21 protein-coding genes are annotated in these 22,541 nt (G+C 71.0%); 12 read left to right on the forward strand and 9 right to left on the reverse strand.

Annotated elements, in window-relative coordinates; translation table 11 throughout:
- Positions 1–31 precede the first annotated feature (31 nt).
- Positions 32–1,054: a CapA family protein gene (locus H4W80_RS33215; protein WP_192788685.1), complete on the forward strand. Its 1,023-nt coding sequence runs from the start codon at positions 32–34 to the stop codon at positions 1,052–1,054.
- A gap of 104 nt (positions 1,055–1,158) precedes the next feature.
- Positions 1,159–2,484 carry an esterase/lipase family protein gene (locus tag H4W80_RS33220; RefSeq protein ID WP_192788686.1) on the forward strand — a complete coding sequence of 442 codons (1,326 nt, stop codon included), beginning with the start codon at positions 1,159–1,161 and terminating at the stop codon, positions 2,482–2,484.
- 99 nt (positions 2,485–2,583) lie between these two features.
- Here H4W80_RS33220 and H4W80_RS33225 read toward each other — a convergent pair whose 3' ends face one another.
- Together H4W80_RS33225 and H4W80_RS33230 are read right to left on the reverse strand one after the other, a co-directional pair.
- Positions 2,584–3,972 carry a PLL family lectin gene (locus tag H4W80_RS33225; RefSeq protein WP_192788687.1) on the reverse strand — a complete coding sequence of 463 codons (1,389 nt, stop codon included), beginning with the start codon at positions 3,970–3,972 and terminating at the stop codon, positions 2,584–2,586.
- Between the two features lie 100 nt (positions 3,973–4,072).
- Positions 4,073–5,491, reverse strand: coding sequence for a glycoside hydrolase family 43 protein (locus H4W80_RS33230; RefSeq protein WP_192788688.1), 1,419 nt, complete (start codon positions 5,489–5,491; stop codon positions 4,073–4,075).
- A gap of 180 nt (positions 5,492–5,671) precedes the next feature.
- On the opposite strand from H4W80_RS33230, the gene H4W80_RS33235 reads away from it, so the two are divergent.
- The 3 genes from H4W80_RS33235 (at position 5,672) to H4W80_RS33245 (ending at position 8,006) form a co-directional block, all read left to right on the forward strand.
- On the forward strand, positions 5,672–6,694 hold the full coding sequence (locus H4W80_RS33235; protein ID WP_192788689.1) for a LacI family DNA-binding transcriptional regulator: 1,023 nt from the start codon (positions 5,672–5,674) through the stop codon (positions 6,692–6,694).
- A gap of 481 nt (positions 6,695–7,175) precedes the next feature.
- Positions 7,176–7,484 (forward strand): type II toxin-antitoxin system prevent-host-death family antitoxin, encoded by a 309-nt coding sequence (locus H4W80_RS33240; RefSeq protein ID WP_192788690.1) that lies wholly within the window; start codon positions 7,176–7,178, stop codon positions 7,482–7,484.
- A 3-nt stretch (positions 7,485–7,487) separates the two neighbouring features.
- The gene (locus H4W80_RS33245) at positions 7,488–8,006 is read left to right on the forward strand and encodes a type II toxin-antitoxin system RelE family toxin (protein ID WP_192788691.1); all 519 of its coding nucleotides are present in this window, start codon (positions 7,488–7,490) and stop codon (positions 8,004–8,006) included.
- A 304-nt stretch (positions 8,007–8,310) separates the two neighbouring features.
- Here H4W80_RS33245 and H4W80_RS33250 read toward each other — a convergent pair whose 3' ends face one another.
- Positions 8,311–8,859, reverse strand: a complete 549-nt coding sequence (locus H4W80_RS33250; RefSeq protein ID WP_192788692.1) for a superantigen-like protein SSL4 — start codon at positions 8,857–8,859, stop codon at positions 8,311–8,313.
- 253 nt (positions 8,860–9,112) lie between these two features.
- On the opposite strand from H4W80_RS33250, the gene H4W80_RS33255 reads away from it, so the two are divergent.
- From H4W80_RS33255 to H4W80_RS33265, 3 genes are all read left to right on the forward strand, one after another.
- Positions 9,113–9,826: a response regulator transcription factor gene (locus H4W80_RS33255; RefSeq protein WP_192788693.1), complete on the forward strand. Its 714-nt coding sequence runs from the start codon at positions 9,113–9,115 to the stop codon at positions 9,824–9,826.
- A gap of 137 nt (positions 9,827–9,963) precedes the next feature.
- Positions 9,964–10,350 carry a hypothetical protein gene (locus tag H4W80_RS33260; RefSeq protein ID WP_225963809.1) on the forward strand — a complete coding sequence of 129 codons (387 nt, stop codon included), beginning with the start codon at positions 9,964–9,966 and terminating at the stop codon, positions 10,348–10,350.
- A 6-nt stretch (positions 10,351–10,356) separates the two neighbouring features.
- Positions 10,357–10,641: a hypothetical protein gene (locus H4W80_RS33265; RefSeq protein WP_192788694.1), complete on the forward strand. Its 285-nt coding sequence runs from the start codon at positions 10,357–10,359 to the stop codon at positions 10,639–10,641.
- On the opposite strand, the gene H4W80_RS33270 is transcribed toward H4W80_RS33265, so the two are convergent.
- Positions 10,625–12,166 carry an FAD-dependent monooxygenase gene (locus H4W80_RS33270; RefSeq protein ID WP_192788695.1) on the reverse strand — a complete coding sequence of 514 codons (1,542 nt, stop codon included), beginning with the start codon at positions 12,164–12,166 and terminating at the stop codon, positions 10,625–10,627. The genes H4W80_RS33265 and H4W80_RS33270 overlap by 17 nt on opposite strands.
- A 107-nt stretch (positions 12,167–12,273) precedes the next feature.
- Between H4W80_RS33270 and H4W80_RS33275 the strand changes: the two genes are divergently transcribed.
- The 3 genes from H4W80_RS33275 to H4W80_RS33285 all read left to right on the forward strand — a co-directional run bounded on the left by H4W80_RS33275 (position 12,274) and on the right by H4W80_RS33285 (position 16,443).
- A complete protein-coding gene (locus H4W80_RS33275; RefSeq protein WP_192788696.1) occupies positions 12,274–13,467 on the forward strand; it encodes a cytochrome P450 in 1,194 nt (397 codons plus the stop codon).
- A gap of 78 nt (positions 13,468–13,545) precedes the next feature.
- A complete protein-coding gene (locus H4W80_RS33280; RefSeq protein ID WP_192788697.1) occupies positions 13,546–15,939 on the forward strand; it encodes a M28 family peptidase in 2,394 nt (797 codons plus the stop codon).
- 42 nt (positions 15,940–15,981) lie between these two features.
- A complete protein-coding gene (locus H4W80_RS33285) occupies positions 15,982–16,443 on the forward strand; it encodes a hypothetical protein (RefSeq protein ID WP_192788698.1) in 462 nt (153 codons plus the stop codon).
- A gap of 34 nt (positions 16,444–16,477) precedes the next feature.
- On the opposite strand, the gene H4W80_RS33290 is transcribed toward H4W80_RS33285, so the two are convergent.
- Positions 16,478–17,431, reverse strand: coding sequence for an NAD-dependent epimerase/dehydratase family protein (locus tag H4W80_RS33290; RefSeq protein ID WP_192788699.1), 954 nt, complete (start codon positions 17,429–17,431; stop codon positions 16,478–16,480).
- 78 nt (positions 17,432–17,509) lie between these two features.
- On the opposite strand from H4W80_RS33290, the gene H4W80_RS63880 reads away from it, so the two are divergent.
- On the forward strand, positions 17,510–18,433 hold the full coding sequence (locus tag H4W80_RS63880; protein WP_192788700.1) for an AEC family transporter: 924 nt from the start codon (positions 17,510–17,512) through the stop codon (positions 18,431–18,433).
- Between the two features lie 143 nt (positions 18,434–18,576).
- Here the strand turns inward: H4W80_RS63880 and H4W80_RS33300 are convergent, their stop codons facing one another.
- The 4 genes from H4W80_RS33300 to H4W80_RS33315 form a co-directional block, all read right to left on the reverse strand.
- Entirely contained in the window at positions 18,577–20,109 is a 1,533-nt protein-coding gene (locus H4W80_RS33300; protein WP_192788701.1) for an ATP-binding protein, read from the reverse strand.
- Between the two features lie 65 nt (positions 20,110–20,174).
- On the reverse strand, positions 20,175–21,305 hold the full coding sequence (locus tag H4W80_RS33305; RefSeq protein ID WP_192788702.1) for an ATP-binding protein: 1,131 nt from the start codon (positions 21,303–21,305) through the stop codon (positions 20,175–20,177).
- Between the two features lie 130 nt (positions 21,306–21,435).
- Positions 21,436–22,140 (reverse strand): ATP-binding protein, encoded by a 705-nt coding sequence (locus H4W80_RS33310; protein ID WP_318787178.1) that lies wholly within the window; start codon positions 22,138–22,140, stop codon positions 21,436–21,438.
- 177 nt (positions 22,141–22,317) lie between these two features.
- Positions 22,318–22,503: a hypothetical protein gene (locus H4W80_RS33315; RefSeq protein ID WP_192788704.1), complete on the reverse strand. Its 186-nt coding sequence runs from the start codon at positions 22,501–22,503 to the stop codon at positions 22,318–22,320.
- Between the last annotated feature and the right edge of the window lie 38 nt (positions 22,504–22,541).

Consider the following 22,541-nt stretch of genomic DNA (forward strand, 5'->3'; position numbering starts at 1 on the left):
CGAAGCCATCGGACGGGGAAGCGGAGTGGACATGACCGAGGAAACGGGGAGCACGCCGGGCGCCGGGGAATCCGCCCTCCCCACGGTCACGCTGGCGCTCGCGGGCGACACCATGCTCGGCCGCGGCGTGGCCGAGCGGCTGAGGCTGACCGCCGATCCGGCCGACTTCTTCGACACCGGCGTGCGCTCGGTGCTCTCCCGGGCCGACCTGGTCCTGTTCAACCTCGAATGCTGCGTCTCGGACCGCGGCCGACGCTGGGACCCGCTGCGCAAGGCGTTCCACTTCCGCGCCCCGCCCCAGGCCGCGGCGATGCTGGCGGAGCTGGGGGTGCACGCGGTCACGCTGGCCAACAACCACGCCCTGGACTACGGCCACGAGGCCCTCCTCGACACCCTCGACCACCTGGCGGCGGCCGGGATCCGCACCGTGGGCGCGGGCGCCGACCTGGCCCGGGCCTGGGAGCCCGCCGAGCTGAAGGTGGGGGATCTCCGCCTGGCGGTGCTGGGCGTCACGGACCATCCTCCCGAGTTCGAGGCCACCGAGCGCCGGCCCGGCGTCGCGTACGCCGACCTGGGCTTCGGGGTGCCGGACCGGCTCACGAGCACGATCGGGGGCCTGGACGCCGACCTCGTCCTGGTCTGCGTCCACTGGGGTCCGAACATGACCTCCAAGCCCGTCACGCACGTCCGCCGCGCCGCCCGGGCCCTGGTGAAGGCCGGGGCGTCCCTGGTGGCCGGGCACTCAGCGCACGTCTTCCACGGGGTGGCCGGACCGGTCCTGTACGACCTGGGCGACCTCATCGACGACTACATCGTGGACCCCGAGCTCCGCAACGACCTCGGGCTGATCTTCCTGGTCACCCTGGACGAGCGGGGCCCGGTACGGCTGCGGGCCGTCCCCATCGCGCTGGACTACTGCCGTACCAGGATCGCGAACGACATGGAGGCCCGCTGGGTCCGGGCCCGGTTCACCGCCGCCTGCGCCGACCTCGGCACCGAGGTCCGGTGGGAGGCCGGCACGCTCACCGTCGATCTCCGGTCACGGGTGGATTGACCGGACGCGCCACCCACTTCGGGTACGCGGTCAATCACCCAGAGTGACCATATGGTGTTGGTCAGTGGCCCCATGGGGGTCCGGCACCTAGCGAGAGGATCGACATGGCGCACGAACCGAGAATCGACGTCGAGAGCAGAGCCCAGTCGGTCAGGAACAGCCTGACAGAGGAGCAGTCCGAGCGGATCGTGGACGCGCTCGGCGAGCAGGGGATCTGGTTCGCGACCCCGCATCCCCGGGTGAGCGAGGCGCCCAGGCCCGACCGCGTCTGGGAGCTGGTGGGCGACAAGCCGCACCTGGGGCGCACGGCCACCGGGCGGGCCGCGATCTACCTGGCCGACGGGCACAGCGCGCTGACCCGGCCGCTGATCTTCGCCGACGGCTTCGGTTACGGGCCCAGCGACCTGGACGCGCTGTGGGCCCACTTCAACAGCGAGCGCAGCCCCGGCTTCCTGGACCAGCTCCGGAGCATGGGCATCGACGTCATCCTCCTGGGCTTCGACCAGCGCCAGACGTACATCCAGGCCAACGCCGCCGTGGCGGTCACCTGCGTCCAGCGCGCCATCCGGGAGCGGCAGGGCGACCTGCCGCTGGTCGTCGGCGGCGTCAGCATGGGCGGCATGGTCACCAGGTACGCGCTGGCGCGCATGGAGACCGAGGGCGCCGACCACCAGACCGACAAGTACTTCTCCTACGACACGCCGCACCTCGGCGCCTGGATCCCGCTGGTGCTCCAGCAGCTCGCCTACCTGCACGAATCGCTGGAGCCGAACGCGAACGGCCCCGGGCAGGCCGAGCTGATCCGCAGCCCGGCCGCCCAGCAGCTCCTGTGGGCCTGGGTCGAGAACGAGGACTACTCGGGCCCCGTGACCACCGCCAGCCCGCTGCGCACGGACTTCCTGGACGACCTGCGCCGAGTGGGCTGGTTCCCGATCCGCCCGTACAAGCTGGGGCTGGCCAACGGGGTCGGCGACGGCACGGGGCGCGACCTGCCGCCGGGCACGCCGGTGTTCGACCTGCACTACGATCCACTGCAGCTCACCGCCAAGATCCAGCCGGACATGGGCCAGCTGCAGAACGTCGGCACGGTCAAGTTCGGGGCTCCGACGTGGACGAGCGCCACCTCGCACGTGGCCGCGTTCGACGGGGCGCCGGGCGGCACGCTCGACTCGTGGGGCAGGGTGGCCGACGCGATCGGGCTGCCCGTCCAGGAGCGGTTCCGCCACAGCTGCTTCGTGCCCGCGGTCAGCGCCATCGCCCTGGCCAGGGACCCGTACCACTGGCAGACCGACCTCTACAGGGACCTCACCGAGCTGCCGAAGGACGAGACGTTCCTGGACGCGTTCTGCTGCGACACGGCCGACACCGAGCACGGCAACGTCTCCGAGGTGCTGATCGACTGGTTCCTGGAGCAGCTCGCCGGCTGGTAGCGGCGAGGCAACGGCGGCGAGGCGCCGGCTCGCACGCGAGCCGGCGCCTCTTCGTGTCCAGCGGGTGCCGCTTCGTGTCCAGCGGGTGCCGCTTCGTGTCTAGCGGGTGCCGCGGTGCACGACCAGGAGCTGGTCGCGGGTGGCGTTCCGGTCGCGGTAGGCGATGGCGGCCGGGGCCTCGGCGCTGTGGTGGCCGGGCAGCCGCTCGTCGGCGCTCCAGGAGGAGCCGTCGAAGACGGTCCACCACAGGCGCTGGTCACTGGCGCCACGGTGGACGCAGTAGAGGCGGTCCTTGTAGACGGTCAGGGCGGGGCCCTCGGCGGCCGAGTGCATGGCCAGCTTCTGGTCGCGCGTCCAGGCGGTGCCGTCCCAGCGCGTCCACCACAGGCTGGAGTCCTTGCCGGTGTGCACGCAGTAGAGGTGGCCCCGCCAGACGGCCAGCGCCGGGGTGGACCGGCAGGCGTGGCCGGGCAGCTGCGTGCAGGGGCTCCACGAGGAGCCGTCCCATCGCGTCCACCACAGGGTGGAGTCGGTGCCGGCGTGCACGCAGTAGAGCTGCCCGTCGAACGTGGCCAGCGCGGGGGCCGAGGCGCTTGGGTGCTCGGGCAGCCTGGCGTCGGGGCTCCAGGCGGAGCCGTCCCACCGCGTCCACCACAGGTTGTCGTCGCCGTCGCCGCGGTGCACGCAGTAGAGCTGCCCGTCGTACGCCGCCAGCGCCGGGGCCGAGTCGCTGACGTGCCCTGGCAGTCTCCGATCCGCGCTCCACCCTTCCTGGGCGTCGTAGACCGTCCACCACAGGCTGGGATCGTCGACCTTGCCGCGGTGGACGAGGACCAGCCCGTCCTGGAACTCCGCCAGCGCCGGGCTCGACACGCTGAAGTGCTCGACGAACGTCTGGTCCGGGGTCCACCCCTCGCCGGGCTCGTACACCGTCCAGTACAGCCGCTCGCCGTCGCGCCGGTCCTCCCTGGCCGGCACCAGCATGGCGGGCGCGACCCACGGCGAGACCAGCTTCACGCCGTACGGCCGGGCGACCGAGGTGATCCAGTCGGCCTTGGCGCGCACCTGCCGCTCGATGAGCGGGGCGAGCCAGGAGCCCAGCACGGTGGCCGCGGTCTCGCCGACGAGCTGCGGGATCTCGGCGGCCAGCAACGCGGCGCTCTCGTTGAGGTGGATCTCGAAACCCCACCCCCTGGAGACCGGCCAGACCTCCGCGCCCATGGTGCCGAGCTCGCTCTGGAGCCGCCGTACGCGGTCCTGGGCCTGGGGCGACAGTCCGGCGATCTGGCGCCCGCTCTCCCGCTTGGCCGCCGACCACTCGACCTCGACGGCCTCCCCCACGGACGGCTCGTCCAGCAGCTCGCTCTCGACGGCCGCGTCCACGGCGGCGGCGGCCACCGGGTCGTCCTGGCTGTGCAGCAGCGCCTCCTCCCCGTCCACCGCCGCCGTGTCGAGCCCCGCTCTGTCGGTCCGGGTGTCATCAGTCATTTCCAGCCCCCCTGGAGTGATCCGCACCATTCGATGCGCATATGTCCCATCCATGGTAACCAGACGTAGTTGTCCGATTACTCTCCAGGGGGCTCGGGGACTACCTCTCGATGTCCACCGTGAACGCGTCGAAAACCGCTTGTCCGGTGCCCTCCCCCGCCGCGAACAGGCCCAGCACCGCCCCCACCCACCGGCTCTGCGTGGCCTGGAAGGGAGCGCCGACCTCGCGCAGCCCGTCGCCGGTGTCGGCCAGGAACGTGACGAGCGCGTCCGCCCCGATCCGCGCGCCGACGGTGACGGGCGCGCCGTCCTTCACGGGCACGGGTTCCATGTCGCCGCACACCAGGACGGTCCCGGCCGCCGTGCGCTCCAGCCCGACGTAGGCGTAGGTGAACCCGAGCACGACCAGTCCCGCCCGGCCCTCGCCGTCCAGGGTGAGGCCGGCGGTGACCGTACACGGGTCGCCGGGCAGCCGCTGCCCGAGCACGGACGGGCGCTCCCTGAGGTCCTCCGGCCCCGGCGCGCAGGCCAGGCGGAGGGTGCCGTCCCGCAGCTCCCACCAGGAGGGGTCGGGGTTGGCCTGCCAGCTCCACTGCAGCCCCAGCTCGGGCCCGGCGAAGTCGTCGGAGGTGGCGGGCTCGGCCGGCGTGCCGCCGGGGACGGGCACGGGGCCGCCGGGCACCGGCTCGCCGTCCGCGCCCATGACCGGCCAGCCGTCCTCCCAGGTCATGGGCTGCAGGTGGACGACCCTGCCGTAGGCGCCGCGGTCCTGGAAGTGCATGAACCAGTGCTCGCCCGACGGGGTGTCCACCCAGCCGCCCTGGTGCGGCCCGTTCACGTCGGTGCCGCCCTGCTCCAGCACGATCCGGTCCTCGTACGGACCGAAGATCGAGCTCGCCCGGAACACCGACTGCCAGCCCTGCTCCACTCCGCCCGCCGGGGCGAAGATCCAGTACGTGCCGTCGCGCTTGTAGAGCTTGGGCCCCTCCAGCGTCCGGTATCCGGGCAGCAGGTCGGCGTCGATGATCAGCGTGCCCTCGTCCAGCACCTCGCGGGCGTCCGGCGACATGCGGTGCAGGGTGAGCCGGTTGTTGACGCCGGCGCGGCTCTTGGCCCAGCCGTGCACCAGGTACGCCTGGCCGTCGTCGTCCCACAGCGGGCACGGGTCGATGAGCCCCGCGCCCGGCTTGACCACGTGCGGCGCGGTCCACGGACCCCGCGGGTCCTGCGCGCTCACCACGTGGATCCCCACGTCGGGGTCGCCGTAGAAGATCCAGAACCGGCCGTCGTGGTGGCGCAGCGAGGGCGCCCAGACGCCGCACCCCGGTCGCACGTCGTCATAGCCGCTCGTCACGGCGTGCCCGATGATCGTCCAGTTGACCAGGTCGCGCGAGTGCAGGATCGGCAGGCCCGGGACCTTGGTGAACGTGGAGGCGGTCAGGTAGAAGTCCGCGCCGACGCGGATCACGTCGGGGTCGGACCAGTCGGCGTTCAGCACGGGGTTGCGGTAGGTCGTCATCCCTCACTCCTTGGCGGCACCTGCTGCAATCGGTTGCAGGAAACGTCGCACCCGCACGTACGTGCCGTCAAATGGCCCGGGTGCCCGCAGGCGGCCGGGAGCAGGCCGTCCTGGCTGAAATTCGAAATTTTCGGGGCGCTGGCCTGGCGATTCCCAGGCGCGGCGGGGAGAGTGGGGGTCATGACGGTCGAGGACCAGCCCCCGCAGTTGCCCAAACTGGCCGTGATCGCCCGCGAGGCCGGTGTATCCGTTGCAACCGTTTCCAAAGCCCTCAACGGCCGCTCCGACGTCTCCGCCCACACCCGCCGGCTCGTCGCCGAGGTGCTGGAGCGGCGCGGCTACCCCCGGCAGCGGGTCCGGCCCGCGCGGGGCAGCATGGTGGACGTCATGCTGCAGGCCCTCGACTCGCCGTACGCGCTGGCGATCCTGGGCGGGGTGGAGGACGCGGCCTGGCGGGCGGGCGTGGACCTGGTGGTCTCGGCCGTCTGCGACCGCACCAGGCACGGCCAGCCCCCGCCCGCGTGGCTGGACCGGATCGGCGCCCGCGACAGCGCCGGCGTCCTGCTCGTGCGCACGTCGCCGACCGCCGCGCAGCGGGCCTGGCTGGCCGACCGGGGGATCCCCGCGGTGATCGTCGACCCGCGCCGCAAGCCGCCGTCCGGCCTGCCCGCCGTCGCCTCGGCCAACCGGGACGGCGCGCGGGCGGCCACCGAGCACCTGATCGCCCTCGGTCACTCGCGGATCGCCGTCGTCGCGGGCCGTCCCGGGGTCCCGTGCGCGACCGAACGGCTGGCCGGTTACCGCCAGGCCATGGCCGCCGCCGGGCTCCGGGCCGACCCCCGGTGGGAGGTGTGCGGCTACTTCCAGCAGGGCGACGCCCTGCGAGCCACCCGCCGCCTGCTCGCCTCCCTCCCCCATCCGCCGACCGCCGTCCTCGCCTGCTCGGACTCCATGGCCGTCGGGGTGTACCAGGCGCTGGGCGAGCACGGGCTGCGCGTGCCCGACGACGTGAGCGTGGTCGGCTTCGACGACTCCTGGGCCGCCGCGCACGTCGCGCCGGCCCTCACCACGGTCCGCCAGCCCTGGCCCGAGCTGGGCGCGGCGGCGCTGACGGCGTTGCTCACCGACGGCGCCCCGGCCCGGATCGAACTGCCCACGGAGCTGGTCATCCGCTTGAGCACCGCTCCACCCCGGCCGTCCTGACCACTTTGTGGGGACCAGGGACCGATGCGGTTCTGTACACAAAGATCGCTGCGGATCGGCGGATCATCCTGACCGTTTCCACAAAACGCGAATCTGGAGGTGCGAATCATTCCACGTGCTCCCGCAGCCTGAGCCTGATTTATCCCGCGAGATGAAGTGCGACCACCAGCAGCATCAGACGGGTCCACCACCCGGCAGGCCCGATCTTTATCTCGTGAATTCTTACGCTGCTCGGGTCAAAGCTGAGGCCGTAATGACGGGTGCCGCGCCCTATGCGTGACGCTTATTCATGAGGGCGACCGAGAGGTCCCAGCGTCGGCTCTGCGCCGATGCAGGCGTGCTGCGCCGCCAGAATGGCGGACCGCAGGGGCGCAGCGAGGGCACCCACACGCCGCGACCCGGCCGCCTGTCGTCATAGCCGCTCGTCACGGTGTGCTCGGTGATCGGCGCGGCTCTGTACAGAAAGATGTACAGTTGATGTATGACTGGCCTGCACCACGCTACCGAGTTGAGCGTCACAGAGGCGGCCCAGCGAGGTGTTGCCCGCCTGGTAGCTGAGGCGGAGCAAGGGACCGATCTGGTGGTCACCCGCCGGCATCAGCCGGTGGCGGCCGTGGTGAGCATCCGCCGGCTCAACGAGTTGGAGGAGGCGGCGGCTGATCTGCGCGATCTGGCGCTTGTGCTCGCTCGGTCGGTCACGGACACGGGGGCGCGGGTCTCGCTCGATGAGGTGGTGGCCGCTTTCGGGCACACTCGCGAGTCGCTGGCCGCCATCCCAGACGACGAGTGAGCCGTGTCCGACGTCGTCTTCACGGCGCCGGCGGTCGATGACCTCCGGCGCATCGGCCCAGACGCGGTGCCCAAGGTGCTCAAGAAGATCCTTCTCCTGTTGGACTACCCTGAGGCTGGTTACCCGCTCGGTGGGGGACTGACCGGTTTTCGGAAGCTTGTGGTCGGTCGCAACACGTGGCGTGTCGTCTACCGCATCACCGACGACAAGTCGGTGGAGATCTGCGAGGTGTGGGCTGTCGGTGAGCGAGCCGACGCGGAAGTCTACGCCGAGGCGGCGGCGAGGGTTCGCGAGGCGGGTACCGACCGTCCGGAGATCATCCAGCTCGGCCAGGTGATCGAGCGTCTTGGCACGCTGGCCGATCACATTCGGGTGAAGAAGGCGCCGTCTAGAGAACCGGTTCCAGATTGGCTCGCGGACCGGTTGATCTACACGGTCGGGATGGCCCGCGAGGATGTTGCCGCTCTGGATCTCCAAGAGGCGGTCGACTTGTGGGCTGAGCACCGGTCCAAGCCCCATTAGGTCGCATATCGGCAGCGGTTTCTGAAAGCCGATATCCCCCTGCTCCCCGGCCCAGGAATTCTCCGAAGGCGAGCCGGTCCGGGGTGGGCAGCAGGCGGCCCACTGTCCAACCGGTCAACGGGCGGGGCCCGATGGCGCCGGAGGCGCGGGGGTGCGCCGGAGGCGCGGGGGTGCGCCGGAGGCGCCTGAATAAGGGCGTCTGAGCCCTTGCGCGAAGCGCCTCCGGCGAAGCCCTTTGTCTGGGGCGGGTGTCAGCAGGCCCACCATCCAGACGGGTAACGGGCGGGTGGCCCCGGCCCACCTACTACTTGCCGTCGTGGTCGTGGTGGCGCTGCGAGCGGGGGGCCACCACGTCGAAAGAGGCCGTGGCGGTCTGGTTGCCGACCTTGACGGTCACGGTCTCGCTGCCGGGCTTGGCCTTGGACGGCACGGTCAGCGTCTTGGTGGCCTTGCCGCCGGAGAGCGCCACGCGGTAGCTCTTGCCCTCGGGGCCGGTCACGATCGCCGTGCCGGAGCGCAGGCCCTTGGCGGTGATCGTCACGTCGTACGAGTCGCCGGCGCGCACCCGGTCAGGGTCCACAGAGACCTTCAGCTCGACCTTGCGGACGTCGTCGCGGCCCTTGGCGAGCTGGTCCTGGGACACGGTGGGCGTGACGGGGTTCGAGCGCGTCGGCCGCGGGGCCGTGACAGTGGCCGCCGGCCGCGGGGCCGTGACGGTGGCGGCCGGCCGCGGGGCCGTGACGGTGGCGGCCGGCCGCGGGGCCGTGACGGTGGCCGCCGGCTGCGGCCGGGCGTCGGCGAAGGCGGTGCCCGACAGGGGCAGCGTCAGCAGGGCGGCGCCGGCGAGGGTCATGGCGAAAGGCTTGGAGAAGCGCACTGGATATGAGTCCAATCCGGGACGGACCTGGCCGAACATCTGAATTCAGCCCCCGAAGGTCCTCCCTCGCCGATCACCCTGCCGAGCCGATCTGAGAAACGCCTGTACGCATCTTTTGTATTGGATAAGCACAGGTAGCGGCCTCGACCGGGATCGTTCGGAGCGGCTCACAGGCGATTCACAAGCAGGAATCATCAAACCTTCATAGAGGGAGGCCATCGTCACGGATATGCAGACGACCAGCCGATCGGACGGCAGCTCGATCAACGTCCTCGTGGTGGATGGCGGGCCCTCGCTGACCACGCTCCTTTCCACGGTCATGCGCAAGGAGTCCTGGGACGTCCGCGGTGCGCACAACGGCAGCGAGGCCATCCGCGCGGCGCGGGGGTTCCGCCCTGACGCGATCGTCCTGGACGTCATGCTGCCCGATCTGGACGGGATCCGGCTCCTTCCCCGGCTGCGCGCGGTGCTGCCGGGCGTGCCGATCCTGTTCCTGACCGCTCTGGACTCGCTCCAGGACCGGCTCGTCGGCCTGCGGACCGGCGCCGACGACTACGTCACCAAGCCGTTCAGCCTGGAGGAGGTCGTCATCAGGCTGCGGGGCCTGCTGCGCCGCCCGGGCGCGGCCCGGGCGCGGGCGGACGCCGGCCTCATGGTCGGGGACCTCACGCTGGACCAGCAGAACCACAAGGTACGGCGGGCCGGCAAGGAGATCAGGCTCACGCCCACGGAGTTCGAGCTGCTGCGCTTCCTCATGCACCACCCGGGCCGGGTGCTCAGCAAGTCGCAGATCCTCGACCGGGTGTGGGCCTACGACTTCGGCGGCCAGAGCAACGTCGTCGAGCTGTACATCTCCTACCTCCGGCGCAAGATCGACGCGCAGCGGCAGCCGATGATCCACACTGTGCGCGGGGTGGGCTACACGCTCCGGCCCTCCGGATGACGATGTCGCCGGGCCGGACCCGGAAGTAGTTTTTGCGCCGAGTTATCGCGACCCTTTCGAGGGCTTTCCGTGACAGGCCGTCCACCGATGCTACGTTTCAGTGGATCATGTCGCGTGAAATGGCAGGCAGCGCATTGATGGCATTCGTACGGATTATTACGGGCGTCGTGCTGGGGTGCGGTGTGCTGCTGTCCCCGGCCGCCGCGTCGGCCGAGCCGCCACCCAGCGGGAGTTCCCTGCTCACCGAGCTGGTCGGCGCGGATCTCGGCACGGTGCTCAGGGCGCTTCCCGGAGTTTTCTGTGGAAATCGGCTGGTCGCCTACAACTCGCCGTCGCCCAATTCTCCGACCAAGTGCGTGAACGGCGCGGAGAACAGCGGTAACTCCACCAACAGCGGGAACTACCACAATGAGGGAAATCCCATCAACAGCGGCAACTTCGAGAATGCGAACGGCTCCGTGGACAGCGGCAACACCATCGGCGGCGGCAACAACGCCGACGGCTCCCAGTCCATTTCCCGGTGACCGGCGATGAGCGTCTTCAGGCGGCGAACCGGGACGGTCGCGGCACAGCTCGCGCTGATGTTGGCGCTGCCGCCCGCCCTCCCCGCTCTCGGGCACGGGATCCCCAAGGACAGCGGCAACTCCTGGAAGAGCGGCAACTACCGGAGCGTGGGCCGGCAGCTGAACAGCGGTAACTTCGCGAACACGAACGGCTCCGTGAACAGCGGCAACACCATCGCCGGCAGCAGCAACAACGCCAACGGGCCCCAATGCGTCGTCGTACGCAGAGCCGTCGTCAAGGGCGGCTGCTGACAGCGGGGCCGTGACCGAGCGCCCGCCTCAGAGCGCCGTCGGGGTGCTCGCCGCGCCAGGCCACGTGCTGGTCGGGGCGGACCAGCGTCAGCGGCGTGCCCGGCAGGTCCACCGCCCGCAGCGGCACCCCCAGCTCCCGCGCCTGCTCGGCCAGCGCGGCGGCCCCGGGCAGGCGCTGGTCGCCGACCACGCTGAAGCCCCGGCCCAGCCGGTCGTACAGGGAGACGCCGGGAGCCAGCCACCGGTGCGGCAGCCGCTCCCCGGCGCCGTCGGCGACGATGGGCGAGCCCTCGTACGTGTAGCCGAGCACCAGGTCGAGGCTGTGGAACTCGCTGTCCTTCGTCCTGCGCACCGCCTGCGCCACGGCGGGCCGCACCCTCTCGAACTCGGCCTCCTCCCCCATCAGCGCCGGATCGGCCAGCTCGGGGGCGAGGGTGGCCATGTTCGCGGCGGCGGCCTCGATGGTGTCGGCGGCCACCGGGCGGCGCTCGGTCTCGTAGGTGGCCAGCAGCGTCGCGGGCGCCCATCCGTGCAGCACGGCGGCCAGCTTCCAGCCGAGGTTGACCGCGTCCCCGATCCCGGTGTTGAACCCGTGCCCGCCGTACGGCGGATTCTGGTGCGCGGCGTCGCCCGCCAGGAACACGCGCTCGCTCCCGTACCGGTCGGCCAGGAGCATGCGCGCGGTCCACGGGTCGGTGGCCAGAATCTCCGCCTCGATGTCGGCGCCCGCCAGGTTGCGGACCAGCCGCGTCGGATCCGCACCGGCGGCGGGGACGCCCTGGGCGATGCACCACCAGGTGTCCGCCAGGTCGAGGCGGCCGACGATGCCGGGCTGGGCCGGGTTCAGGACCCAGTAGTGCACGGCGGGGCCGTGCGGCATCCGCTCGGCCAGGCCGGGGGCGCGGAAGACGATGTTGAAGTTGGGCCTGGCGTCCTGGCGGCCCTCGTAGCGGGCGCCGATGGCCTCCCTGGTCACGCTGCGCGGGCCGTCGCAGCCGACCACGTACCGGGCGCGCACCTCACGCTCCTCGCCCCTGGCTGAACGGTCCTCGCCCCTGGCGGACACGAGGCGCACCGACACCCCGTCGGCGTCCTCCCGCAGCCCGGCCACCTGCCATCCGGTCAGCAGCGCGTCACCGACGGCCTCCCGCAGCACCTCCTCCACCAGCGGCTGCGGCACCTGCTGGCCCGGCTCGGCCGCCAGCTCCGAGCCGGCCAGGTCCAGCCCGAAGCACCCGCCGATCCTGGTGATCTCCCGTCCGAGCAGGCTGCTGACGAACACCGCCTGGTCCGACCACCCGACCGCCAGCGGGGCGCGCTCCCGCACCCGCTCCGCCAGGCCCCATCTGCGCAGCAGCTCCATCGAGCGCGCCGACGTCGTCTTCGCGCGCGGCCGCAGCCACGACACCTCCTCGCGCGGCTCGACCACCAGGCACCTCACGCCCTGGTACGCCAGCTCCACGGCGACCGCCAGCCCCACGGGCCCGCCTCCGGCGACCAACACGGGCACATCCACAGGGGGCATGTTGTCCCTTCCCTCACACCACCGCAACCCCGTGCGGGGGCCTATGGAGACCGGGCCAGAGGGTTGTTACGGTTTACGCCTCAACCGACGATCATCAAGGGGTTTGCATGACCGAGTCCTCGACGATGCCGCTGCACATGCGGCGGGTGGGGTTCGACCCGGCTCCCGAGCTGGCGGCGCTCAGGGACGAGGAGGGGATCAGGCGGATCACGACCCCGTTCGGCCTGGACGTCTGGCTCGTCACCAGGTACGCGGAGGTCCGCGCGGTCCTCGGCGACGCCGAGCGGTTCAAGATCGCCCAGCAGACGGTGGCGCGCCTGCCCGGAGCGCCCGAGATGACCCCCGAGCAGTTAGCCAAGATCCAGGCGGGCAACCTCCTCGGCGTGGATCCGCCCGAGCACACGCGGCTGCGCAAGATGCTGACCCCCGAGTTCACGAACCGGCGCATGCAGCGGCTGGAGCCCCGGATCAGGCGCATCGTGGACGACCACCTGGACGCCATGGAGGCCGCCGGTTCGCCGGCCGACCTGGTGCCGTCGTTCTCGCTGCCGATCCCGTCGCTGGTCATCTGCGAGCTGCTCGGCGTCCCGTACGAGGACCGGGACGGCTTCCAGCGCCGCACCAGCAGGATGCTCGACCTGTCGGTGCCCGGCGAGGAGCGGCTGGGGCTGCAGTTCGAGGCGCGCGCGTACATGGAGGCCCTGGTCCGCCGCATCCAGCAGGACCCGGGCGAGGAGCTGCTCGGCATGCTGGTGCGCGAGCACGGCGACGACCTGAGCACGGACGAGCTCGTCGGCATCGGCAGCCTGCTGCTCTTCGCGGGCCACGAGACCACCTCCAACATGCTGGCCCTGGGCACCCTGGCCCTGCTGCGCCACCCCGAGCAGCTCGAACTCCTCAGGAAGGAGCCCGAGCGCATCGACGCCACGGTGGAGGAGCTGCTGCGCTGGCTGAGCATCGTCAACTCGGGCACGACCAAGGTCGCGACGGCGGAGGTCGAGCTGAGCGGCCGTACCATCCAGCCCGGCGAGCTGGTCCTGTGCGCCCTGCCCGCCGCGAACCGCGACCCCGCGCTCATGCCCGACGCGAGCACGTTCGACATCTCCCGCGGCGCTCCCGGCCACGTCGCCTTCGGCCACGGCATCCACCACTGCCTGGGCGCCCCGCTGGCGCGCATGGAGCTGCGGATCGCCTTCCCTGCGCTGCTCCAGCGCTTCCCGGGCCTGCGCGAGGCGGGCGCCGCGGACTTCCGCGCCTCCCACATCGTGTACGGCATGAGCTCCCTGGAGGTCGCCTGGTAGACCTGCGGAAAACCGCAGGTCGATCCGGGCACGCGCATCATTCCGCCGCCATGGCCCGCGTACCTAGCGTTCCTGGCCATGACGGGAAAGTTGTTCGACGTCCCCCGCCGGGCGCTGGCGGGGCTGTGCGCCCTGCTCGCGCTGGCCGGCGTGATCGTGCTGTCCGCCATGGCGGACAGCACCATGCAGCCCCTGCCCGCCTCGGCGCCGGACGGGGAGTTCAGCGCGGAGCGGGCGCTGCGCCACCTGGAGAGGTTCGCCACCGAGCCGCGCCCGATCGGCAGCCGGGCCGGTGAGAAGGCCAGGGACTACCTCACGGGGCAGTTGCGCGCGGCGGGGCTCGACGTGCGGGTGCAGCGGGCCATCGGCGCGAACACCTCGGCCGGGCTGGCGTCGTTCGGGCAGGTGAACAACATCGTGGCCACGGCGAAGGGCAGCGACCCGACCGGGACCGTGGTGATCGCCGCGCACTACGACTCCGCGGCCATGGGCCCGGGCGCCTCCGACGACGCCGCCGCGGTCGCGGCCATGCTGGAGACCGTACGAGCCCTCAAGGGCACCGCGCTCCGCAACGACCTCGTGCTGCTGATGTCGGACGGCGAGGAGGACGGCGTGCTGGGCGCCGAGGCGTTCGTCAGGGAGCACCCGCTGGGCCGCAAGGGCGGGGTGCTGCTCAACTGGGAGGCCCGGGGCGTGAGCGGCCCGTCGCTGATGTTCCAGACGTCCAGGAACAACGCCGGGCTGGTCGAGACGTTCGCCGACGCCGTGCCGCACCCGCGCGGCGACTCCACGCTGGGCGAGCTGTACCGGCTGCTCCCGAACAACACCGACTTCACCCCGATGGCCGGGAGCGGCTTCACCGGCATGAACTTCGCCTATATCGAGGGCTCCTCCCGCTACCACACCGCCGACGACTCCCTCGCCCACCTCGACCGGGGCAGCCTGCAGCACCACGGCTCGAACATGCTGGCGCTGACCCGCGCGCTCGGCGGCGCCGACCTCGGCGCGCTTGCCGCGGACCACGACCTCACCTATTTCCGGATCTTCGGGACCATGGTCACGTACCCGAACGCGCTCGTCTGGCCCCTGGCCGGGCTCGCGGCGGCGGCGGTCGCGGGCCTGGCGGTGCTGGCGCGCAGGCGGCGGCTGCTCAGCCTGCCCCGGCTCGCCGTCGCCGCCGTGTCGGGGGTCGTGCCGCTGCTCCTCGCGGCGGCCCTGGCGCAGGGGTTGTGGGAGGTGCTGGTGGCCTGGCGGCCCGCGTACGACGGGATGGGCGGGCTGCTGCACCGGCCGCAGGCGTTCCAGGCGGCGGTCGTGGTCCTGGCCGCGCTGGCGCTGCTCTGCTGGTACCTGCCGCTGCGCCGCCTCCTCGGCCCCGCGGCGCTGAGCGTCGGCGCGCTGGCCTGGCCGGCCGCGCTCGGCCTGCTGTGCGCCCAGGTCGCGCCGGGCATGTCGTACGTGCTGGCACTGCCCGCGCTGTTCTGCGCGCTCGGCGGGACGGCCGCGATCCTGCTACGCGGCGCGGCCCCCCAGGTAACGGCCCCCCAGGTGACGGCCCCTCAGATGGCGGCCCCTCAGATGGCGGCCCCTCAGATGGCGGCCCGCCATGCGGCCGTGTTCCAGGTGGCGTCGGTGACGCTGGGCGCGGTCGTGGCGGCGGCGCTGCTGCCCGCCCTGGCCAGGACCGCGTTCGACGGGATGGGCCTCGCGCTCGGCGGGGTGCCCGCGCTCGTGCTGGCGGTCTTCGGGCTGACGCTGCTGCCGATCGTCGAGCTGTGCCTGCCGGAGCGCCGGCAGTCCCTGGTCCCGCTCGCCGCCGCCGGGCTCGCGGTGCTGCTGGTGCCGATCGGCCTGGCCCGGGACGGCTTCGACCCGGCCAACCCCTTGCGCACGCACCTCGCGTACGTGATGGACGCCGGCACCAGGACGGCGAGCTGGGTCAGCGCCGACGCCGAGCCGCCCGCCTGGACCCGGAGGTACGTGTCCGGCCACGACACCACGCCGCTGCCCCCCGGCTACGCCCGCGGCACCTCGCTCTGGACGGGCCGGGCACCTGCGGCCCCCGGCGCCGCCGAGCCCCGCGTGACCGTGCTCGGCCGCGACGGCGACACGGTCCGGCTCCGCGTGACCGCCGGCAGGGCGGCGCGCTCGGTCACGCTGCGGGTCGAACGCCCGATCGCCGCGGCGACGGCCGCCGCCGACGGCCTGACCCCGGTGAGCGTGGACGTCACGGGCGTGCGGGCCAACACGTGGCCGGGCGAGATCCGCTTCCGCGGCCTGCCCGCCACCGGAGCGGAGATCTCGCTGCGGGTGCCGGGGGCGGACCGGTTCCGGCTGACCGCCGTCGCGGAGACCGACGGCCTCCAGCGGGTGCCCGGATTCGTCCCGAGGCCGAAGGGCGTGGTGGCGGCGACCCGGGAGGACGGCGACCTGGTGGCGGTCACCCGTACGTACGAGATCGGCGCGAGGTGATAGGACCTCACTATGAGTGCCAGGATTACGCGGTTCAGCCGGATGGCGATCGCCGTCGTTCTGGCAGTCGCGACTGTCGCGATCTCGTTCCAGGTGCTGCCGGTATTACGGGTCGAATGGTGCAAGCTTTTTCCTGAAAAGCGGTCCGCCGTCACCGTTCCACCCATGGACGCCGGTCCGAAACAGGTCGTCGTGGCATATCTCAACGCCGTGGCGGCCAGGGACCACGACACCGTGCACGCGCTGGCCGCTCCCTCCTTCCTGGCCAGACACGGCGGCGACGGCATCGGCTGCTCCTATCGCCGGCTGGATCTGGCCTGGGTGGGCGAACCCCGTGCCGACAGTTCGCCCTACGCCCGGCAGGTGTTCTCCGTTCCCACCCGATACAGGGTCGAGATGGAGGAAGCGGGGCCGGAGTCGGACGGGGAACGTCGTTACGACGTCCTGGTCGGCAGAAACGCCCCCTCCGAACGGTGGCGGATCATCGATTACGGAAACGGATAGGAAGACGCGGCCCGGGGTGAGGGCCGCACCGGCCTCAGCGGGTGATGGTGCCCGCCCGGACCAGCCAGTCGACCGCCTCGGAGATGGCCTCGAGCGGCGTGTAACGGGGCCGGTGCCCCAGCAGCCGCTCGGCCTTCTCCATGCTGCAGTGGGGGCTGTAGGAGATGTGGTCGAGCGTGATCTGCGCGTCCCGCTCCGACACCGTCTCCCGCCACCGCTCCCACGGCAGGAACGTCAGCCGCGCCTCCTGCCCGAACCAGCCCGCCACCGCCTCGGCGTAACCGCGCAGCGTCAGGGCGCTGGTGGCGACCGAGTGGAAGCTCTCGCCCACGGAGGCCGACGGGTTGGCCATGGCGTCCACGAACAGCCGCGCCACGTCGTCGGCGTGCACGTGCTGGACGGTCTCCATGCCGAAGTTCGGCAGCGCCAGCTCGCCGCCGTCGGCCAGCGTCTGGAACACCGCCGGATCGACGTTGCCCGCCGGGTTGACCGGCACCCAGCCGGGGCCGGTGATGTGGCCGGGGTGGATGATCGTGGCGGGGAAGCCGTCGCGGTGGGCGCGTTGGAGGAGGTGGGCCTCGATGGCGGCCTTCTGCTTGCCGTACTCGCCGAGCGGCCGCTTGGGCATGTCCTCGGTCGTCGGCACCCGGCTGCTCGGCCCGTGCGTCCAGATCGTCCCGCAGTGCAGGAACTGCCGGACCCGTCCGGTCAGCGCCGCCGCCAGGTCGCGGGCGCTGGTCTCGGTGAAGGAGATGAGGTCGATGACGACGTCGGCCTCCAGCTCCACGATCCGCCGCCCGAACGTGCCGTCGGCATCCTCCGCGTCGCGGTCGGCGGTGACCTGGGTGACCCGCTGCCAGGCCCCGTGCGGGGTATAGGGCTCCCGCTTGCCGCGGCTCACGGCCACGACGTCGTGTCCGCCGTCGACCAGCCGGGGGATGAGGTACGTGCCGATATGACCGCTGGCGCCAATCACCGCTACTCGCATGCGCACAGCGTAGACCCGCCGCTTCGCCGGTCAACCATCCCGATACGCTGCTGAACGTCCCATTTCGGAGGTTGGTCAGTGTCGGGGGTTGTCGCGGCGTTCGCCGCCCTGGTGTCCGTTGCCGTGATCGGCTACCTGATCGGGATGGGGGGCCTGCTGCGGGCCAGCGACGAGCTGGTGCTGTCGCGCCTGGCCTTCTTCGTGGCCACCCCGGCGCTGATGTTCGCCACCGTGTCGAAGGCGGATCTCCACATCCTCTTCTCGCCGGTGCTGCTGACCGAGGTGGTCGCGGTGGCGTGCGTCCAGCTCGTGTACGTGCTGGTGGCGCGGCTGGCCTGGGGCCGCGACCGGCGCGAGGCCACGATCGGCGCGCTGGCCTCGTCGTACGTGAACGCCGGCAACCTCGGCGTGCCCATCTCGATCTACGTGCTGGGCGACGGCGCGCTGGTCGCCCCGATCCTGCTCTTCCAGCTGATCGTCCTCACCCCGGTCTCCTTCCTCATCCTCGACAAGGGGGCCCGCTCGGTGCGGTCGGCCCTGCTCCTCCCGTTCCGCAACCCCCTCACGGTCGCCTCCCTCCTCGGGCTCGTGCTGGCGGTCACCGGGATCTCCCTGCCCGTCCTGGTCATGCGCCCGGTCGAGCTGCTCGGCGGCGCGGCCGTGCCCGTCGCGCTCCTCGCCTACGGCCTCAGCCTGTACGGCTCCCAGCACGCCCCCGCGGCCCCCGAGGCGAACGGCATCGGCAAGGACATCTTCCTCGCGGTCACGCTCAAGGCCTTCGTCCAGCCGGCCGTCGCCTACCTGACCGCGCGCCTGGTCCTCGGCCTCGACGGCAGCGCGCTCCTGGCCGCCACCCTCTTCGCCGCCCTGCCGACGGCGCAGAACATCTACGTGTACGCGGTCAACTATGACACCGCCCGGCGCCTGGCCCGCAGCGCGGTGCTGCTGACCACGGGCCTGTCCATCCCGATCATGACCGCCATCGGCGCGGTCCTCGGGTGACGGCATTCCGCATCACCCGCGGCTGAGCCCGCACACCACTTGGCGCTACAGACGCTTGCGACGGAGTGATCCAATCCTGCGGGCCGGAAGCCGGCACATCGTCCAAGCGGCAGAATCAGTTCCGAACGAAACTCGAACACCCGTCACACGCGCAGGACAGTGACCTGGCGGCCGGACGGGGTGGTGGCCTGGTCGAAGCCGCCGCGTTCCTTCCAGGGCGGGGCTTCGGGGCGGCGGTCGAAGATGACCAGGACGCCGGTGGGCAAGGTCAGCCGGTCGAGGTAGCGGTCGAGCTGGGCCAGACCCTCGGGCTTCGGGTCGTCCGCGCCGGGCCGCCACACCTTCAGTTCCATGGCCTCGCGTTGCATCAGCCGTTCGCCGTCGGGGCCGCTGTAGGGCCAGCGGACGAGGACGTCGAGGCGTTTTGTGCCGGCGGCGTACTCACGGTCGAGGTAGCCGCCGCCGTTGACGAGGCGGTGCAGGAAGGCCATGAGGATGATCTGGCAGGCGGCCTCGTGGTATCCCTCCTGCTGGATGAGGACCTCGCCGTGCTCGCGCCAGAAGACGACGAACTCCTCCAGCAGGCGTGGCAGGTCGAACCGGCCGTCGGGGAGCACGAAGCTGTGCGGGTCGGCGTGGACGTTCTGCTCCGTCAGGTCGCCCAGCACGCGCAGGATGACCTCCCGGTAGATCGGGTTGGCCACCTGCGGCGGGGGTGTCTGCGTGATGAGGCCCAGATCGCGGGCGTAGGACAGGTCATCGGAGTTGTGACGGTCGATGTAGGGGCCGCCCGCCACGATCGGTTCCATCACCCGCTTGACCCGGGGCTCGTACAGCCGAGCCGCCAGGGAGTCCAGGTGGGTGGCGCGCGCCCGGATCAGCCGTTCTTTCGCGTCCTCCACCTGCCCGGCGGTGATTGTCCCGGTCACCCCCATCTCGGTGATGATCTCATCGGCGAGGGCGTTGACCAGCCAGGGTTGTCCTTGGGTCAGCTCGAAGACGCGGTCCACCGCGTCCTTGGTGAACTCTTGGTCGGTCGCCTGGGTGTGCTGGTCGTAGAGTTCGGCGATCTGGTCGGTGGTGAAGTCGCCCAGGCGTAGCGATTTGCGGATGATGTTGAACGGGCTGGCCGCGTTGTACCGGTCGGGGGCGCCGCCCGAGGCGACCTTGTACTCGCGCAGGTCGCGCAGCCCGCAGAGCATCACCGACGCGGGGAAGGGATAACCATCTGGCCGTATGTTGTGACCGTCGCGGAGTTGGCTGAGGATGCTGATCAGGCTCTCGCCTTGCAGGGCGTCGATCTCGTCGAGGAACAGCACGACCCGGCGCGGGCAGCGGCTGCACCACGCGCTCAGTGCCTTACCGAACCGGGTGCCCGCTTGCTCCTCCGGCCAGGAGTCCGGTGGCAGCAGTTCTTTGGGCCATCCCGACAAGTCGGCGGCCCTGCGGAGCGAGTCCAGCAGAATCGTCTCCGTGGCGGCGATGTCGTCGCTGAAGATTTTGGCGCGCTCACAGGAGAGCGACAGCGCGGCGATGTCGCCCTCGGCGGTCAGGTCGGAAGCCAAAGTGCGCAGCATGGTCGTCTTGCCGGTCTGCCGGGGCGCGTGCAGTACGAAGTAGCGGTCCATCTCGACGAGCGCCCGCGCCTCGGGAAGCCGTGGTGTGGGGGGCAGCATGTAGTGGAGCCGCGGATCGCAGGGGCCGGTGGTATTGAAATATCTTGCTCGCGGTGGCGGCATGGTCACATCCTGCCACTCTTCTGATCTGAGGACCCGAAGATCCTCAGGCAGGCTTCGGCCAGCTCCTCGTCGGTGAGAGGTCCGTACTTTTCCCGGTTCAGCAGGTCGGCGAACAGGAACCAGTGCCGCAGCAGGAACTCTCGGTAAATCGGGTTGGCGATCTCCGGTGCTACGGTTCCCCGGATGAGGCCCAGATTGCGAACGTAGGAGACGTCGTCGAAGGAAGCGCCCGTGCTCGGCGGTGTTCCCTCCATGATCGCCCGAATTACCCGTTCCACCCGGGGCTCGTACAGTCGCGCCATGAGGGCGCCCAGGTGGACGGGGCGCTCCTGGATCAGCCGTTCCTTGGCCTCATCGACCTGTGCGGTGGTAATAGCGCCGCTTGCCCCCATAGGGAAAGTGATTTCGTAGGCGAGGGCGTTGACCAGCCACGGTTGTCCCTGGGAGAGCTCCAAGACCCGGTCCAAGGCGTCTTGGGTGAACTCCTGGCCGGTCGCCTGCGTGTGCTGGTCGTACAACTCGGCGATCTGATCGGCGGTGAAGTCACCCAGGCGCAGCGACTCGGTGATGATGGTGAACGGGCCGGCCGGATCCGACCAATCGGGGTTGCCTCCGGAGGTGACCTTGTAGTCGGGCACGTCGCGCACCCCGCACAGCACCACGGACGCGGGGAACGGACGGCCTTCATGCCGGGCGTTGTGCCCGTCGCGCAGCTGGCGGAAGATGTTGACCATGCAGGCGCCCTGCAGGGAGTCGATCTCGTCGAGAATCAGGACCATCCGGCGCGGGTTGCGGCGACACCATTCGCTCAGTGCGGCGCCGAACCGGCTGCCCGGCGCGACCTGGGGCAAGGGATCCGGCGGCAGCAGTTCCTCCGGCCATCCCGACAACTCGGCGGCCGTCCGGAGAGAATCCAGCAGAAACGACTCGGTCCAGTCGACATCGTCGCCGGCCGTTCTGGCGACCTCGCAGGAGAACATCAGGGCGGCGATGTCGCCCTCGGCGTTCAGCTCGGACGCCAGCGTGGACAGCGCGGTCGACTTCCCGGTTTGCCGGGGCGCGTGCAGCACGAAGTAGCGGTCCGACTCGATGAGCTCGCGCACCTGCGCGAGCTGCGCCGTAGGCGGCAGCATGTAGTGGCGCCTCGGGTCGCAGGGACCTGCGGTATTGAAGAATTTCGCTCGGGGTGGTCGCATGGTCACAGCCTGCCATCTCCTTGATTGTTGCGCCGGGTACAAGCCCTCTCTGACGTCGACGACTCGTTCATGAAGCCTGACGTTCCTCGCAGACAAACCAGACGATCTTGCCGAACGGTGCGGGATCGACGCCCCATCGCTCGGAGTAGGCCGAGACGATGGCCAGTCCGCGTCCGTGCTCCTCGTTCGGTCCCGCCGGTAGCGAGGTCGGCCAGACGGGGCTGTGGTCGGCCACCTCGCCCCGGACGCTTCGGTCCTGACGACGCAGGGAGAGGGTCATTGCGGACTTCGCGTGCACGATCGCGTTGGTCACGACCTCGGAGACGACCGTGGTCAGGTCGTCGGCCAGGTCGGACAGGTCCCACGCTGCGAGGGCTTCGCGTACGAGCCGGCGCGCGACGCTCGCCGTCTCGGGGGCGGCGGGCAGGTCCCAGCAGGCCTCTCCGCCATCTCGTGCGAGGGGCGGGGCGGACAGGTTCGCTCGTGCAGAGCCGCCGGGCCGGCTCGTGGCCGGATGGCGCGTGCCTCGATCGGAAGGGTAGGAATGCCTGTTCGCCGTGCCCGTCCCTCCAGCAGTGCTGTCCAGAGCTTGTCCGCCTCTGCTCTTCGCAGCCAAGGGCTGTCGCTGACGTGGGTGCCCGCGGACGAGCGCACGGTGCGGCGGATGAAGGCCAGACCTGCCGCCTCGCACAGCTCGTATGACGTAGGGGTGCAGTCGCAGGTGTGGCTTCTGACCCTGATGGAGGCGGCTCTGGCTATGGACGAAGACCACCTGATTCTGGTGTGACCGTCCTTGAGGGGTTCGGGGCGTGCGCTGTGAAAATCCTCGACGCTCATGCCGACCGCCCCTCGCAGACAGTTATTCTCGTCGCCGGGATTTTCGCGAGACCAACCATATGCGGCGCTTTCGGGACTGCCGTTTCTGTGTCGTCATGGTGAAGGTGTCTTCTCATGCGTTCACCTCTGCGACGATGATTGCGGCGGCATTTTCGGCGTGGGCCACCACCCATTTGTCGCGCCGCCATAGCCGCGCCCACCAGGGGCGCCAGGTGAACACCCAACCGCAGTAACGGCGCAGGTCCCGGCCCAGGCGGGCGAGATGATCGAATCTCGCGCGCTCTTCATGTGCTGCCATGCTCCTGCCCTCCCGGCTGGTCTCCCGGCGGTGCGCCC

Origin of the sequence: Nonomuraea angiospora (assembly GCF_014873145.1) — a bacterium.
Lineage (GTDB): Bacteria > Actinomycetota > Actinomycetes > Streptosporangiales > Streptosporangiaceae > Nonomuraea > Nonomuraea angiospora.